At 74.1% G+C, this 15003-nt stretch carries 13 protein-coding genes; 4 read left to right on the forward strand and 9 right to left on the reverse strand.

All coding sequences use genetic code 11. The features are described 5' to 3' along the window. Positions 1–9: 9 nt before the first annotated feature. On the forward strand, positions 10–414 hold the full coding sequence (locus tag ACFQ46_RS10245) for a MerR family transcriptional regulator (RefSeq protein WP_380259403.1): 405 nt from the start codon (positions 10–12) through the stop codon (positions 412–414). Positions 415–438: 24 nt separating this feature from the next. On the opposite strand, the gene ACFQ46_RS10250 is transcribed toward ACFQ46_RS10245, so the two are convergent. The 4 genes from ACFQ46_RS10250 to ACFQ46_RS10265 all read right to left on the reverse strand — a co-directional run bounded on the left by ACFQ46_RS10250 (position 439) and on the right by ACFQ46_RS10265 (position 5772). Continuing rightward, a complete protein-coding gene (locus tag ACFQ46_RS10250) occupies positions 439–1563 on the reverse strand; it encodes a diguanylate cyclase domain-containing protein (RefSeq protein ID WP_380259404.1) in 1125 nt (374 codons plus the stop codon). Positions 1564–1692: 129 nt separating this feature from the next. Then, positions 1693–3309, reverse strand: a complete 1617-nt coding sequence (locus ACFQ46_RS10255) for an N-acetylmuramoyl-L-alanine amidase (protein ID WP_380259405.1) — start codon at positions 3307–3309, stop codon at positions 1693–1695. Positions 3310–3442: 133 nt separating this feature from the next. Beyond that, on the reverse strand, positions 3443–4936 hold the full coding sequence (locus ACFQ46_RS10260) for a glycosyltransferase family 39 protein (RefSeq protein WP_380259406.1): 1494 nt from the start codon (positions 4934–4936) through the stop codon (positions 3443–3445). 74 nt (positions 4937–5010) lie between these two features. Continuing rightward, positions 5011–5772 (reverse strand): decaprenylphospho-beta-D-erythro-pentofuranosid-2-ulose 2-reductase, encoded by a 762-nt coding sequence (locus ACFQ46_RS10265; protein WP_328294905.1) that lies wholly within the window; start codon positions 5770–5772, stop codon positions 5011–5013. Positions 5773–5914: 142 nt separating this feature from the next. Here ACFQ46_RS10265 and ACFQ46_RS10270 point away from each other — a divergent pair, with 142 nt between their 5' ends. Then, entirely contained in the window at positions 5915–6841 is a 927-nt protein-coding gene (locus ACFQ46_RS10270; RefSeq protein ID WP_380259407.1) for an AEC family transporter, read from the forward strand. Positions 6842–6853: 12 nt separating this feature from the next. Here the strand turns inward: ACFQ46_RS10270 and galE are convergent, their stop codons facing one another. Beyond that, on the reverse strand, positions 6854–7822 hold the full coding sequence (gene galE, locus ACFQ46_RS10275; protein ID WP_380259408.1) for a UDP-glucose 4-epimerase GalE: 969 nt from the start codon (positions 7820–7822) through the stop codon (positions 6854–6856). Positions 7823–7886: 64 nt separating this feature from the next. On the opposite strand from galE, the gene manA reads away from it, so the two are divergent. Further along, positions 7887–9065 carry a mannose-6-phosphate isomerase, class I gene (gene manA, locus ACFQ46_RS10280; RefSeq protein ID WP_380259409.1) on the forward strand — a complete coding sequence of 393 codons (1179 nt, stop codon included), beginning with the start codon at positions 7887–7889 and terminating at the stop codon, positions 9063–9065. 54 nt (positions 9066–9119) lie between these two features. Here manA and ACFQ46_RS10285 read toward each other — a convergent pair whose 3' ends face one another. From ACFQ46_RS10285 to ACFQ46_RS10295, 3 genes are read right to left on the reverse strand one after another with little or no spacing between them, the layout of a single operon-like run. Continuing rightward, positions 9120–10619 carry a flotillin family protein gene (locus ACFQ46_RS10285; RefSeq protein WP_380259476.1) on the reverse strand — a complete coding sequence of 500 codons (1500 nt, stop codon included), beginning with the start codon at positions 10617–10619 and terminating at the stop codon, positions 9120–9122. A gap of 44 nt (positions 10620–10663) precedes the next feature. Beyond that, positions 10664–11152 (reverse strand): hypothetical protein, encoded by a 489-nt coding sequence (locus ACFQ46_RS10290; RefSeq protein WP_380259410.1) that lies wholly within the window; start codon positions 11150–11152, stop codon positions 10664–10666. 43 nt (positions 11153–11195) lie between these two features. Continuing rightward, positions 11196–11951 (reverse strand): TIGR03089 family protein, encoded by a 756-nt coding sequence (locus ACFQ46_RS10295; RefSeq protein ID WP_380259411.1) that lies wholly within the window; start codon positions 11949–11951, stop codon positions 11196–11198. 56 nt (positions 11952–12007) lie between these two features. Here ACFQ46_RS10295 and ACFQ46_RS10300 point away from each other — a divergent pair, with 56 nt between their 5' ends. Further along, positions 12008–14089 carry a hypothetical protein gene (locus ACFQ46_RS10300; RefSeq protein ID WP_380259412.1) on the forward strand — a complete coding sequence of 694 codons (2082 nt, stop codon included), beginning with the start codon at positions 12008–12010 and terminating at the stop codon, positions 14087–14089. Between the two features lie 139 nt (positions 14090–14228). Here ACFQ46_RS10300 and ACFQ46_RS10305 read toward each other — a convergent pair whose 3' ends face one another. Further along, positions 14229–14990 carry a class I SAM-dependent methyltransferase gene (locus ACFQ46_RS10305; protein ID WP_380259413.1) on the reverse strand — a complete coding sequence of 254 codons (762 nt, stop codon included), beginning with the start codon at positions 14988–14990 and terminating at the stop codon, positions 14229–14231. Between the last annotated feature and the right edge of the window lie 13 nt (positions 14991–15003).

The following is a 15003-nucleotide window of genomic DNA, read 5'->3' on the forward strand; positions in this document are numbered from 1 at the left end:
GTCGTGGCCGTGACCACCCCGGACGCCGCCGGGCTCGGGATCCGTGAGGTCTCCGAGTCCACCGGACTCAGCGTCGACACCCTGCGCTGGTACGAGAAGGAGGGGCTGCTCCCGCACGTCGGGCGCAGCGCCGACGGTCGCCGCGTCTACGGCCCCGGCGCCGTGCGCTTCGTGCAGCTCGTCCAGTCGTTGCGCCGCACCGGGATGCCCGTCGCGCAGGTGCGGACGTTCGTGCAGCTCGGGCCGGGGACGCCCGGGAACAGCGTCGTGCGCCTCGAGGTGCTGCTCCGGCAGCAGGAACTCGTCGCGCAGCGGATGGCCGAACTGCGCCGCGACGAGGAGGTCCTGCGCCGCAAGGTCGAGGACTACCGCTACCTCATCGCGAACGGACTCGACTGCGAGGGCGAGTCCTGAACCCCGCCTCCCCGGGGGAGGGGTTCAGGTGATCTGAGCGGTCCGGGCGGCTGCACCACCGTCGGTGCGGTCACGGTGGCGACGGGCCTTGGCCGCGTACATCGCCGCGTCCGCTCGGCGCAGCAGCTCGTCGAGGGTGGCCGGCTCGGTGCTGACGGCGGTGCCGATGCTGGCCGAGACGCGGACCACGGCCCCGTCGAGGTCGTACGGAGCCCGCAGCGCGGCGCCCGTGCGAGCGGCCACCTCCGCCACGACCGCAGCGTCCCCGGTGGCCAGCACCACGACGAACTCGTCACCGCCCAGACGGGCCAGACCGTCGCCCGGACGCAGGAGCCCGGCCATGCGGTCCGCGGCCAGGCGCAGCAGCAGGTCACCGGCGGCGTGACCGTACCGGTCGTTGACGGGTTTGAAGTGGTCCAGGTCGACGTAGATGACCGCGACCGCGCTCACGGCGTCCACCTCGGGAACGGCCGCGTCGCCCAGGTGCCGGGTGAAGTGCTCCTGCAGCCCGGTGCGGTTCAGCCGTCCGGTGAGTGCGTCGTGGGTCGCGGCGTGCAGCAGCGCGTCGTGGCGGGTGCGCCGCTCGACGTCCAGGGCAGCGCCCTGCGCCTCGCGCTGGGCGGTGATCAGGGCGGTGTTGCCGATCAGGGCCACGGACAGCACCAGGGTGATCACCGCAGCCACCAGGTCCAGGGAGCGGGGCAGGTGTGAGGGCAACCAGCCGATCTGCACCGACGCCTGCAGCGCCACGCTCGGCACCAGCGCCATCACCGCGCAGGGCCGCCAGGCCCGTGCGCCGCTCCACTGCAGGTGCACGCCGGCGACCAGGGCGGCGAAGACGGGGAAGAGGAAGGAGACCCCGGTCGTGGCGATGGTCGCGGCGAAGAGGGCACCGGCGATCGTGAGGCGGAGCCAGAGGCGGTTGTCCAGGTGGCCTCCGCCGAGCCGGCGTTGCACCGGGTCGCTGCGCACGAGCAGGACGGCCGGCCAGCCGATCACCTGCGTCCACCACGGTGAGTACACCGCCTCGTCGGGCAGCGCCCACCAGGCCAGCCCCGCCAGGGCGGCGCCGGCCACCGCGGCGCCGGCCAGGCGCAACCCCGTGCCTCGCCTACCGTCCGGCACACCGCCCCCGAGTTCGAGTCGCACCTCTCCGCAGATGGTCGCGTCATCGATCCATCGGTGCTCGGGACCGCTGCCTGGATCCGGCGAACGAGTGAGCTCCCGGTCCCGACGACCTCGGTCAGGCGCCCGACGCCACGGTTCCGGGGGCCCGCCTCACCCGACCCGCACCCTCCCGGTCGAGGCGTTCCACCGCAGCCGTCCTCCCTCGAAGTTCGAGGCCCGTCCGCCGGGCACGTCGTACTCGTCGCTGGTCGGGAAGCCCAGGGCGGACGTCTCCCAGCCCATCGCCGCCCAGGTCTGCCGGATCGCCCCCAGCACCACGTGCGGGCCGGCGCCGGCGCGCCGGTAGATCGAGCCGTTCTCGAAGTGCGTCACGCTGCCGCTGCCGCCGGCGAAGTCCGTGGTGTCCATCGTCGGGAAACCCAGCGGGGACCACTCCCAGCCGATCGACGCGAACTTCGCCCGGTGGGTCCCGCGCACGACGAACGCACCGAGGCCCGGCCGGAAGAGGATCGACCCCTTCTCGTAGTGCCGGAACCGGCCGCCGCGCAGGGCGTCGCCCTCGTCGCTCGTCGGGGCGCCGAGCAGGCTCCGGCCGCCGACGTCACCGTACTTGCGGGTGATCGGCGAACCCGCGGCCTTCGAGCCGCCCGCCAGCAGCGCCGCGACCCGGCCGCGCACGTCGTCCATCCGGGTGTAGCCGACGTCGCCGGGGCACGCCGTGTACCCGACGTCGCGGTGGCCGTTGATCGTGCGCAGCGACACCGTCTCGCCCGCGGGGTAGCGGGCGGTCCCGCCGCCGGCGGAGGTGAGCCGGGTGGGGGCGTCGGCGTCCAGGTCGTGCAGCGCGAACTTCCAGGCGATGACCGCGGCGACCGACTGCAGGCACGCGTCGCTGGGGGCCTTCGAGGTGAAGTCGCCCATCATCGAGACGCCGAAGGTGTCGGCGTTGAACCCGCCGGCGTGCGCGCCGACGACGGGTCGGGTGGTGCCGCCGGCGCGACCCTCCCAGATCCCGCCGAAGCGGTCGACGACGAAGTTGTAGCCGAGGTCGTTCCAGCCCAACGTCTGCGTGTGGTACCGGTACATCCCGCGGATGACGCTCGGCACCTGCGACGCCGAGTAGTCGCCGCCGTCAGCGGTGTGGTGCACCACGGCGGCCCTGATCGTCGCGCTGTACTCGACCTCGCCGCGGCGCAGCGACTCGTCGGCACCCCACTCGGCGCGGGAGCGGACGGCCGGTCCGGTGGAGGACGCGAGCGTCACGGCGGTCCGCGACGTGGCGGCGGGTCCGGGGTCGACGACCTCCAGGCGGGCGTGCCCCGCGTCCTCGGCCGGCAGCCGGACCTCCACGACCGCACCCGGACCGAGCTCACCCGTCCACACCGGGTCGCAGGCCACGACCTCCGGCTCGGACGACCCCGGGTCGGGGGCGCTGTCGCCGAGGGCCAGGTCGATCCACGGGCCGACCACGCCGGCGCGCGTCACCCGCAGCGACACCGAGGTGGCACGGGTCCCGGCGGGGAAGCTGACGCCGAGCATGCTGCCGCCCTCGAGGCCGTCGAGGGGCACGCACACGGTGCGCAGCCCGCCCGAGGTGAGGAGCGCGCGGGCCGGGCCCGCGACGTCGGAGAGGGCCAGCGACGTGACGCCTCCGGAGGGGAGGGCGGCCCGGGCGGGGGTGGGCACCGCGGGGACGGCGAGCACTGCGAGGGCGCCACCGACCCCGAGCAGCGTGGTGCGGCGCGTCACGGGCAGGGGCAGGGGCATGGGGAAGGGCGCTCCGTCCGTCGAGGGTTCGTGACGGAACGTAGGTGATCAGTGGAGAGGTTGTAAATGGAGGGTCAGGAGTGACCGGTGTGACGACCGAGGATCGTGATCAGGTCGACACCTCGGGTTCGCGTCAGCGCGATGCCGCGCCGGTGTCCTCCAGGACGTACAGCTTCACGCTGAACGCTCGCTTGTCCTCCGTCGACACCAGCCGGTAGCCGCGGTTCAGCAGGCGGACCGTCTCGCGGTCCTCCGCGGTCTTGGTGACCACCGGTCCGACCCCGCCGATGACCCAGATCCGCCCGACGCCGGCCATCGCCGACCACAGGTGCGGCGCCGCGACGGTCGTGCCGACCAGGGTCGCGGACCCGGCGGCGGGCTCGGCCAACGCGATGTCGTCCAGGCCGGCGAAGGCCTCGGGGTAGAGCTGGGTCAGCACGCGGTAGCGGTACTCCCCGTCGGGCACGAACAGCAGACCGTCGCCCGGCTGGGCGTGGGCCCGGACGTACTCGGCGGTGCCCCTCAGGTCCTCGGCGTGCCCGATGGTGGGGGAGCGGAAGACGAACTGCATGTGCAGCCCGGTCAGGGCCATCGCCGCGACGAGGGCGCCGGCGACGACCGCGGCGCGGCGGACGCGGATCGCGGCCGTCACCACGACGGCCAGGAACAGGCAGGTCCCCGGCGCGACGAAGACGAGGTAGCGCGTCGTCCACAGCGGGTGGACCTGCGAGATCGCCCACAGTAGCGGCCACGGCAGGACACCCCAGAGGAACCCGAGCAGCTGCAGCCGGCGGGCCCGCGCCCAGCGCAGCCCCACCAGCGTGGCGAGGCCCGCCACGACCAGCGCGACGGTGGAGGAGCCGAGGGCGAAGTCGACGTGCGCACCGAGCTCGGCCGTCGTCGGCTTCTGCAGGAACGCGACCTGACCGGACTGCCGGCTCTGGGCCAGCAGCAGCGGGACCGCGAGGACCACGCCCGTCCCGGCGGCCACGGCGGCCCGCCAGCGGACCCGGCGCGGCCCGGTCAGGGCCCATCCGGCGTGCGCGACGAGCACCAGCGCGGCGACGGTGTTGAACGCGACGAGGAGCGGGATCGTCAGCGTGTACGCGATCCACCAGCCCGCACGCCGGGCCGCGCACGCCCGCAGCAGCAGGTAGGTGCCCAGCGTCGCGACGAGGGTGGCGAGCGCGTAGGGCCGCGCCTCCTGCGCGTAGCGGCTGACGAACGGCATCGAGACGAACAGGGCGGCCGCGGCGACCCCCGTGATCCGGGCCGTGACCGGCCCGACGGCCCCGGTCGCCGCGCGACGCGCCACCCCGTAGAGCGCCGCCACGGTCAGCGAGGCCGCCACGACGGAGATCCACCGGGCCTGGACGACGTCGACGCCGGAGCCGAACAACGCGTGGGCCAGGAAGTAGAAGGGCGCGTGCACGAGGTCGACGTGCTGGACGAGCCTCCAGATCTGCTCCGGGGTGCGGGAGGCGACGGCGATCGTCACGGCCTCGTCGCGCCACGGGCTCGGCGTCCCCAGCCGCCAGGAGAAGACGACGGCTCCCGCGATGGCCGCGAGCAGGCCGATCAGGACGTCGACCCGGCCGCGGGGGACGGTCTCGCGCAGGCTGGGCACAGCGGCGCGGCCGCGTGCCGCGGGGATCGCGCCGGTACCGGGGCGGGCGTGCGTGCTCGACAGATCGACCTCGCTCAGAAGGGCAGCTTGCGGAAGACCGGCGCGGGCACGTGGCGCAACGCCGACATGACCCAGCGCATCGGCTCGGGGGCCCACACGGTCTCCTTGCCGCTGCGCACCGCGTCCACGGTCACCTCCGCCACCTGCTCGGCCGACACGGACAACGGGGCCGCCTTGAGCCCCTCGGTCATCTTCGTGGTGACGAAGCCGGGGCGCACGACGACGACGCGCACGCCGCTGGGGCGCAGGGCCTCGCGCAGGCCGGTGAAGAAGGCGTCGAAGCCGGCCTTGGAGGAGCCGTAGACGAAGTTCGAGCGGCGGGCCCGCTCACCGGCGACGCTGGAGAGCGCGACGAGGACGCCGTGACCCTGCAGCTGCAGCTTGGCGGCCAGGTGCACGCCGAGGTTGACCGGGGCCGTGTAGTTGACCGTCGCGACCTGCACGGCCGCCGGGGCGTCTTGCCAGGACACCTCGTTGTCGCCCAGGACCCCGAAGGCGAGCACGGTCACGTCGACGTCACCGAAGGACCCGTCGAAGCTCTCGTCGACGACCTCGGCGTGCCCGTCGAGGTCGGTCGCCTCGAAGTCGACCGTGCGGACCTCGTGCCCACGCCGGTGCAGCCGGTCCACGGCGGCCTCGCGGCGCGCGCCGGGTCGAGCGGCCAGCGTCACCCGCAGCGGTCGTTCCGGGCTGAGGCGCTCGACGATGGCGAGGCCGATGTCGGAGGTGCCCCCGAGGAGGAGGACGGAGCGGGGGTTCCCGAGGGCGTCGATCACAGGGCTCGACCTTAGCAACGCCGTCCGGGTGCTCCCTGTCGAGACGACGGCACCGCTCCCGATCGTTGCGCGACGGTGACCTCGGTCCCGCGGATACCCTCACCCGGGTGATCCCGTCGCACCACCGCCCGCCCGACGTCGCGTGAGCGGAGTCCTCACCGGGTTCGTCGTGGTCGCCACGCTCGTCGCCGTCGGCTACGTCCTGGGGCGCACGGGCGTCCTCGGCCCCGCGGGACAGGGGGTGGTGTCCCGGTTGGTGTTCTTCGTGGGCTCTCCGGCCCTGCTCGTGCAGACCCTCGCCGACGCCGACGTCCACGTCCTGTTCTCGGGCCAGCTGCTGGTCACCTCCAGCGGGGTGGTCGTCAGCGTCGTCGTCTGGGTCCTGCTCGCCCGCTACCGGCTGAAGCTGTCGCGCGAGGACCTCGTCATCGGCAGCCTCGCGAGCTCCTTCGTCAACGCGGCCAACATCGGGCTGCCCGTCGCGGCCTACGTCCTGCAGGACCTCACGGCGGTGCTGCCCGCGATGCTGCTGCAGATGGTCGTGCTCTCACCGGTCGCGCTGGGGATCCTCGACGTGAGCCGCCACCAGGGCGACGGCTCCCGCGCGGCCCTGGCGAAGAAGCTGCTGACCCCGCTGGCCAACCCGGTCCTCATCGCCAGCGCGGTCGGGATCCTGCTCTCGGTCACCGGCTGGACGCTGCCGACGGCGCTGGCCCAGCCGCTGGACCTGCTGGCCGGGTTCGCGATCCCCGGGGCGCTGGTCGCGTTCGGGATCTCGCTGCACGGGCGCAGCCTCGCGGGCTGGCGCACCCCGCAGGTGCTGATCGCGAGCGCGCTGAAGGCGTTCCTGCAGCCCGCGGTCACCTACCTCGCGGCCCGGTCGTTCGGCCTCGACGACGCCGCCGTCTTCGCCGCCACCGTGGTCGCGGCGCTGCCCACCGCGCAGAACGTGTTCACCTACGCCGTGCGCTACGGCGTCGGGCGCGACCTGGCCCGCGACACCGTGCTGGTGACGACGGTCCTGGTCGCGCCCGTGCTGCTGCTGATCAGCGTGCTGCTGCCGCACTGACCAGCGGTTCGATCATCGGTTGGTCTTCCACGCCGCCCACGCGCTGCTGACGATGTCGTCGAGGTCCTTCGTCGTGGACCAGCCGAGGGTGGAGGTGATGCGGGAGACGTCGGCCACCAGCTGCGGCGGGTCTCCCGCGCGGCGCTCGCGGACGTCGGGTGCGACGTCGACGCCGGTGACCCGGCGGATGACCTCGAGGACCTCGAACACCGAGGACCCCGCCCCGGAGCCCACGTTGAAGGTGTCGAACGGGCGTTCCTCGGTGCCGAGGTGGTCCAGCGCGGCGAGGTGCGCCTGGGCCAGGTCGAGGACGTGGACGTAGTCGCGGATGCAGGAACCGTCCGGCGTCGGGTAGTCGCCGCCGAACACCGTCGGCACCTCGCCCGCGTCGAGGGCGGTGAAGACGATCGGGATGAGGTTCATGACGGCGGAGTCGCCGAGGTCGTCCCAGCCGGCGCCGGCGACGTTGAAGTAGCGCAGGTTCGCCGCGCGCAGCCCCCAGGCGACCCCGGCGGCGCGCGACATCCACTCGCCGACGAGTTTCGTCTGGCCGTAGGGGTTGATCGGCTCGGCCGGTCCGTCCTCGCGCACGACGGCGCTCTGCGGGGCGCCGTAGGTGGCCGCGGAGGAGGAGAAGACGAGTTTGCCCACTCCCGCGGTCTCCATGGCCTGCAGCAGGTTCGCCATGCCGCCGACGTTCTGCGACCAGTAGTGCGCGGGCCGGGCCACGGACTCCCCGACCTGCTTGCGGGCCGCGAAGTGGACGACGGCGTCGACGCCGTGCGTGGCGAACGCGTCCGCGAGCGCCGGGGCGGCGGCGTCGGTGGCGAGGTCGACCTCGACGACGGTCGCGTCGCCGACGCGCTCCGCCCGGCCGTTGGAGAGGTCGTCGACCACGACGACCTGCTCACCGCGCTGTTGCAACAGCCGCACCACGTGGGATCCGATGTAGCCGGCACCGCCCGTCACGAGAACGCTCATGCCAGCGACTGTAGCCAGGTGCGCACGGGCCCCGGCAGCGCTGTCACCCCGTAGCCTCGGTGGTGTGCTGAGACTGACCAACACCGTTCAGCCCTACGCGTGGGGTTCGACGACGGCGATCCCCCGGTTCCTGGGGGTGGAGCCGGACGGCTCACCGCAGGCGGAGGTGTGGATCGGCGCGCACCCCTCCGCACCCTCCGACGCGGAGGGGGTGGCCCTCGACGAGAGGATCGCGGCGTCCCCCGAGGAGTTCCTCGGCGCCGCCGCGGGTGACGGGGCGACGCTGGGGTACCTGCTCAAGGTCCTCGCCGCGGGGGCGCCGTTGTCGTTGCAGGCGCACCCCGACCGCGCGACGGCGGCCCGCCGCTACGCGGAGGAGGAGGCGGCGGGGGTCCCGCGCGACGCCCCGCACCGCCTCTACAAGGACACCGAGCACAAACCCGAACTGCTGTACGCGCTGGAACCCTTCGCGGCGATGGCGGGGTTCCGTTCGCCCGCGGCCGCCCGCGAGCTGCTGGCCGGGCTGGAACTGCCCGCGCTGCCCGGTGACGCGCAGGACCTGTTCGAGGCGCTGCTCGCGGCGTTGCGGGGTGCGGACGCGCTGCGGGAGGCGACGCGGTTGCTGCTGACCGCGGACGCCGCGGTCGTGGGGCCGCTCGTCGAGGCCGTGGCCGGGGCCTGCACGGACTCCGAGGACCCCTCCGCCCGGTGCGTGGTGGAACTCGCCGGGCACTACCCGGGCGACGCCGGGGTCCTGGTGTCGGTCCTGCTCAACCAGGTGCGCCTGGTCGCCGGCGAGGCGCTCTACCTCCCGGCCGGCAACGTCCACGCCTACCTCGAGGGGACGGGGGTGGAACTCATGGCGAGTTCCGACAACGTCCTGCGCGGTGGCCTGACCCCCAAGCACGTCGACGTGCCCGAGCTCCTCGCCGTCCTGGACTTCCGGGAACTCCCGCCGCCGCTGCTGGCCCCGCGGGTGCTGTCGCAGGACGAGGTGGTGTTCGCGCCCGACGTCGACGACTTCGCCCTGACGGTGCTGACGGTGCGCTCCGAGACCCGGTGGGAGCGCCCGGTCCCGCGCGAGGTGCTGTGCCTGGAGGGGACGGTCGTGCTGAGTTCCTCGGCGGGGTCGGTGGAACTCACGCGGGGCCAGGCGGTGTTCGTGACCGCCGCCGAGCACCCGCTCACCATCTCCGGTTCCGGCCGGATCGCCGCCGCCGGTCCCGGGGGTTCGGACCGTTGACGCATCGGGCCAATAGGTTCGACCCGATGCGTCAACGGTCCACCCCCGGGAGGGTCACTCGGGGGCGACGGTGGTGGTCGTGGCCTGCTGGGCGGGGGTGAGGTTGCTCAGCAGGGCCTGGACGTCCAGACCGGTCGTGCGCTTCACGATCTCGAGGGTCTCGGTGAGGTTCGTGCCGACCTGGCGGGAGAGCTGCGAGGCGCCGTCGGTGGAGATGACCGTGAGGTCCTTGATGGCCGCCATCGGCGCGGCGAGCTCGTGCGCGACGCGCGGTAGGACGTCGACGACCATCTGCGCGACAGCGGCTTCTCCGTAGCGTTCGAAGGCCTCGGCGCGCAGCTGCATGGTCTCGGCCTCCGCCTCACCGCGGGCGCGGATGGCGGCGGCCTCGGCCTCACCCTCGAGCTTCGTCGCCGTGGCCAGCGCGGTGCGCCGGTCGAGTTCGGCCTGCCCGGCGAGGCGGACCCGCTGGGCGTCGGCCTCGGCGGCGAGTTTGATCCGGTTGCTCTCCGCCGTGGCGGAGAGTTCGACGCGGCGCGCGTCGGCCTCGGCGTTGGCGATGTCGGAGGCCTTCTTCGCCTCGGCCTCGAAGATCTCGGAGTTCCTGCGGGCCTGCGCCTGCTGCTCGGCGTCGTAGCGACGTGCGTCGGCGGGTTTGCGGACCTCGGTGTCGAGCTGGCGTTCGGTCAGCGCGGCCTGGCGTTCGGCGACGCGTTCCTGCTCGAGCAGGACCTCCTGGTCGCGGGCGGCCTTGGCCAGGACACCGGCCGCGGCGGCCCGGGCCTGGGCGGTGTCCGTCTCGGCCTTGAACTCCGCCTGGCGCAGCGAGAGGTCGCGCTGGGAACCGGAGATCTTCTCCTGCGCCCGGGCTTCGGCCTGCTGGGACTCCTGCTGGGAGTTCGCCTCGGCGATCGCCGCGTTCTGCGTCGCGATGGCCGCCTCGGGCCGGCCGAGGTCGCGCAGGTAGTTCACGTCGTCGGTGACGTCCTGGATCTGGAACGTGTCCAGCACGAGACCCTGGTTGGTGAGGGAGGTCTCGGCCTCCTCCGCGACGCGGGAGGCGAAGGCGGCGCGGTCACGGATGATCTCGTCGACGGTCAGGGTGCCGACGATGGAGCGCAGCGAACCGGCCAGCACCTCCTGGGTGAAGGACTCGATCTCGTCCTGCTGGTGCAGGAAGCGTTGCGCCGCAGCGCGGACGGAGTCCTCGGTGCCACCGACCTTGATGATGGCGACGCCGTCGAGGTTCAGCCGGATGCCCTTGGCGGAGACGGCGCCGCGGATCTGCACCGAGATGCGGCGCGAGGCCAGCGAGAGCGAGTAGGCCTGCTGCACGAACGGCAGCACGAAGATGCCGCCGCCCATCACGACCTTCTGGCCGGAGAGGTCCGTCGAGACCTTCCCCGTCTCGGGGTTGGTGACGGGTTTGCCCTTCTGGCCGACGACGACGAACGCCTCGCTCGGCCCGGCGATGCGGTAGCGGCGGACGATGGCGACCGCGAGCAGCAGCACGACGACGACGGCGGCTGCGACCAGGATCACGGATGGGGTCAGGAACGTCACGGGAGGTCCTCTCGTGGCTGGGTGGGTGGTGGGTCTCAGTCGAGCGGTCTCACCCGGACGGCGGTCGCGGAGACCTCGGCGACGACCTCGACGGCCGTGCCGCGGACGAGGGCGACGTCGCTGACCGCGGTGCGCTTCACCGTCGTGCCGTGCAGCTTCAAGTTCACCTCGCCGTAGGAACCGGGGGTGTTCGCGGGGGTCGTCACGTACCCCTGGGTCCCGACGACGCTGCGGTGGGTCTCAGGTTCCTCGCGGCGCAGCGTGCGCACGAGAACCCCCACCCCGACCAGGGTGACGATCCCGGCGGCCGCACCGAAACCCGTCGCCTGCAGCGTGTTCCAGCCGAACGACGTGGTGGCCAGGGTCGCGCCGAGCCCGAACAGGGCGACGCCGCCGGTGAGGGACGTGAGGGACAGGAACCCGCCCGCGATGTCCAGGTCGAGGGCTTCGAAGAGACCGTCGAACACGAACGAGAGCACGCACAGTCCGAAGCCCACGACGGCGAGCACCACGAACACGGTCACCGGTGATCACCCCTGATCGACACCCTACCGGCCCGGCAGGGCGTTACGGCCGGGCGAGGGTGACGGTGCTCAGTTCCGCCGCGGTCACGCTCTCGGGCAGGGTCCCCAGGTCGGGGGTCACCACGAGCGACCCGGTGCGGGCCCACGCGGCCAGCGGCCCGGCGACGACGTCGGCGGGGCCGACGTCGGTGAGCAGGCGCACCCCGAGGGGCCAGCCGTCACCGGCCTCCGCGGCGCGGGCCAGCAGGGCGGGGTGGGTCAGGGTGCCCCCGTCGGCGGTCTCCAGGGCCGGGTCCTCCGGGCCGGGTTCCAGCAGGGGGGAGTAGGTGTCGCCGTAGCCGGTGATCACCCGGGAGTAGTCCAGGACGCCGTCCGGGACGGGGGCGCCGAAGTTCGTCGCCAACGGGGCCAGCGAGACGGCGATGCGCTCGACGGAGGCGTTGCGTGCCATCGCCTGGACCAGGGTGTCCGCGTCGGTCGAGACGAGCACGTCGGCGGGCCGGCCGGCGCCGAGGCGGACGACGGCCCCCGTGGACCAGGTGGCCAGCTGGAAGACCAGGGTGCGCCAGTGCGTCGGCAGGTCGATCGCCACGACGGAACCGGGGCCGACCTCGAACTCCTCCTCGAGCAGGTTCGCCGTCTTGGCGACCCACGTCGAGAGGACCCGGGCGGAGAGTTCGACGCGTTCACCGGTCTGCACGTAGTGCTCGCCGTAGAACGTCAGGCGCGGGGCCGTCGGGTCGTCGTCCATGAGCCGGCGCAGCAGCGCGGGGATCGACCGGGAGGAACCAGGGGGCACGCGGTCACCTTAGGCGTGCCGGGACGGGGGCCTCCGCGACGGTAGGTTCTCGCGGCGTGAGCACCCCTGCGCCGACGACCGCCGACACCACCGCGGGGATCGTGCTGACCCGGGTACCGGTCGTCCTCGCCGCCGCCGTCGCGGCCGTCACCGCGTTCGCCGTCCCGCTGGTGCTGCTGGACCTGTGGACCCCGCCCGTCGCCGTGCCCGTCAGCGTCGTCGTCGCCGTCCTCGCGGGCCGGCTCGCGTGGGGGGTCCCCGTCGTCGCCGCGGGGTGGTGGTCGGCGGGCGGTTCGCTGGCGATCGCCCTCGGCGCCGGCGTCTGGGCCGCGCTGACGCACGCCTCGCACGTCGTGCTGCGCCGCGACGCGGGGTCCGTGGCGCTCTACGCCCACCAGCTCGCCACCCACCACGGCCTGCCCGTCGACCCCTCGCTGGCGGCGCTCGGGGGTGCGGCCGCGCTCGCCGACCCGAACTTCACGCTCGCCTCCCCGGCCTTCTACGAGGTCGGCGACCACGTCGTCCCGCAGTTCCTGCTGGGGGCGCCGGCCCTGTACTCGCTGGGGGAGTGGGCGGCCGGCTGGACAGGTCTGCTCGTCGCGCCGGCCGTCCTCGGGGCCTTCGGCGTCCTGGCCGTCGCCGGGTTCACCGCGCGCCTCGCGGGGGCCCGCTGGGCACCCCTGGCCGCGGGGACCTTCGCGCTGGCCCAGCCCGTCCTGCACGCGAACCGCTCCACCTACTCCGAACCGCCCGCGCTGCTCGTCCTGGTCGGCGCCGCGTCGCTGCTCGTCGCGCTCGTCCCCGCGACCGGACGCACGGCGGCCCGCCTCGGCGGCGGGGCCGGGTTGCTGTTCGGGGCGTGCGGTTTCGTCCGCATCGACTTCCTGCGCGAGATCGCGGTGCTCGCCCCGGTGGTCGCGGTCCTGCTCGTGGTGCGCCACCCCGGGGCGCGGGCGCTGCTGGCGGGGACGGCGCTGACCTCGGTGCTCGCCGTGGCCGCCGCGCTGCTGACCTCGCGGCCCTACCTCGCCACCATCGCCGGGTCGCTGCTCCCGCTCGTCGCGGGTCTGGTCCTGCTCGCGCTCGCCTGCGCGGTGCTCGCCCGCCTCGCCCGCACCGGCCGGCTCGCGCAGCAGCGCTGGCTGACCAGCCCGCGACTGCCGGACGTCCTCGCCGGCCTCCTCGCGCTCGTGCTGCTGGTGCTGGCCAGCCGCCCGTTCTGGCTCGTCGTGCGCCAGGACCCGGAGGACTCCGGCAGCAAGCTCGTCGCGGCCCTCCAACTCGCGCAGGGACTCGCGGTCGACGGCGGGCGCACCTACGCCGAGCACTCGGTCGACTGGATCGCCTGGTACCTCGGCTGGCCCGCCGTCGTGCTCGCCGGTGCGGCGGCCGTCGTGGCGCTGCCCCGGCTGGTGCGCGGGATCCAGGGCGTCAGCCCGCTGCCGGCGTGGACGGCGCCCTACGTCGTGGCCACGGGGTCGACGCTGCTCACCCTCTACCGCCCGGGCATCACCCCCGACCACCCGTGGGCCGACCGCCGCTTCGTCGTCGTCGTCCTGCCGGCGGTCGTGGTGCTCGCCGTGCTCGCGGCCCGCTGGGTGGTCGAGCGCTACGCCCACCAGCGCCTCACCGGGCTGCGGATCGCGATCGCCGTGGTCCTGCTCGTCGTCCCCGCGGCGCTCGCGACCGCGCCGGTCGCCGGCCAGCGCACCGAGGCCGGCGAACCGCAGGCCGTCGCGCGGGCCTGCGCCTCCTTCGGGCCGAACGACGTGGCGCTCGCCGTGGACCCGCGCTCGCGCAACGAGTGGCCGCAGGTCCTGCGCGGGACCTGCGACGTGCCCAGCGCCTCGCTCGTCGTGCCCACCGCGTCCGGGCGGGCCGGGACGGCGGAGTACTGGACGACGCTGCGCGCGGCCGTCGACCGTGCGGCGCAACGCGTCCGGGCCGCCGGCGGGAACCCCGTCCTCGTCGCGGCCGGGGGTGACACCGATCCCGTCGAGGTCCTGCAGGAGCTCGGGGTGACCTCGCCGCGCCTCGTGACCCACCGCCGCACGATCGAGGACGAACGGGTGCTGGAGGAACGTCCCGACGGCGCCCAGAGCATCGACGTCCGGCTGGTCACGGGCGACGCCCCCTGACCCCGGACGGTGACGCACCGGGGGTGGACCGTTGACGCTTCGGGCCGAACCTACTGGCCCGAAGCGTCAACGGTCCGACCCGTGACCCGACCCCGTGACCCGACCCCGTGACCCGACCCCGGGACCCCGCGCCGGGTCCTCAGGGGCGGCGGGCGCGGGAGCAGCGGGTGACGTACTCCAGGGCGAGGGTGCCGGTCTCCTCGAGGTGGGCCTGCGCCTGGGCGCGCACGTCCTCCAGCACGCGCTCGCGGTGCGTCTCGTCGAGGGCGATGACCCAGCTGCGCGAGCGGGTGAGGTCCAGCAGCGACTCCACGGTCACCGGGTCCGACCAGCGCACGTCGTAGCGCTCGACCGGGCCGAAGGGGGCGGCGACGCGGGGCGCGAGGCTGCCGAGCTGCTCCTCGCCCGGGCCGGGCAGCAGCCGGTCCAGCTGCGCGATCCACTCGACGCCGGCGTCGCGGACGTTCCAGAGCAGCCCGAGTCGCCCGCCCGGGCGCAGCACCCGGGCGACCTCGGGGGAGGCGGTGTCGGGGTCGACCCAGTGCCAGGCCTGGGCCATCAGGACGGCGTCGACGCTGGCGTCGGGCAGCGGGATCGCCTCGCCGGTGCCGTCGAGCAGCTCGACGTCGGGCAGCACCCGCGCGAACTGCCCGCGCATCCCCGGGGTCGGCTCGACGGCGACGACCTCGAGGCCGCGGGCGACCAGCGAGCGGGTCAGCTTGCCCGTCCCGGCCCCCAGGTCGAGCACCCTGCGTGCACCGGGTGGCAACAGCCAGTCGAGGGCTTCGTCCGGGTAGCTCGGCCGGGACCGTTCGTAGGCCTCGGCGACCGCACCGAACGATGTCGCCCGGTCGGTCGCCCGGTCGGTCGCGGGTCCGTGCTGCGTCCTGCGCCCGGTCATGGCGCCATCGTGC

The organism is Kineococcus sp. GCM10028916, assembly GCF_042674865.1.
In the GTDB taxonomy this organism is placed as follows: domain Bacteria; phylum Actinomycetota; class Actinomycetes; order Actinomycetales; family Kineococcaceae; genus Kineococcus.

Coding starts and splice junctions, on each gene's coding strand:
- ACFQ46_RS10255 (WP_380259405.1), bottom strand. CDS start 3,309: ATGCCCCTGCCCCTGCCCGTGACGCGCCGCACCACGCTGCTCGGGGTC.
- galE (WP_380259408.1), bottom strand. CDS start 7,822: ATGAGCGTTCTCGTGACGGGCGGTGCCGGCTACATCGGATCCCACGTG.
- ACFQ46_RS10305 (WP_380259413.1), bottom strand. CDS start 14,990: ATGACCGGGCGCAGGACGCAGCACGGACCCGCGACCGACCGGGCGACC.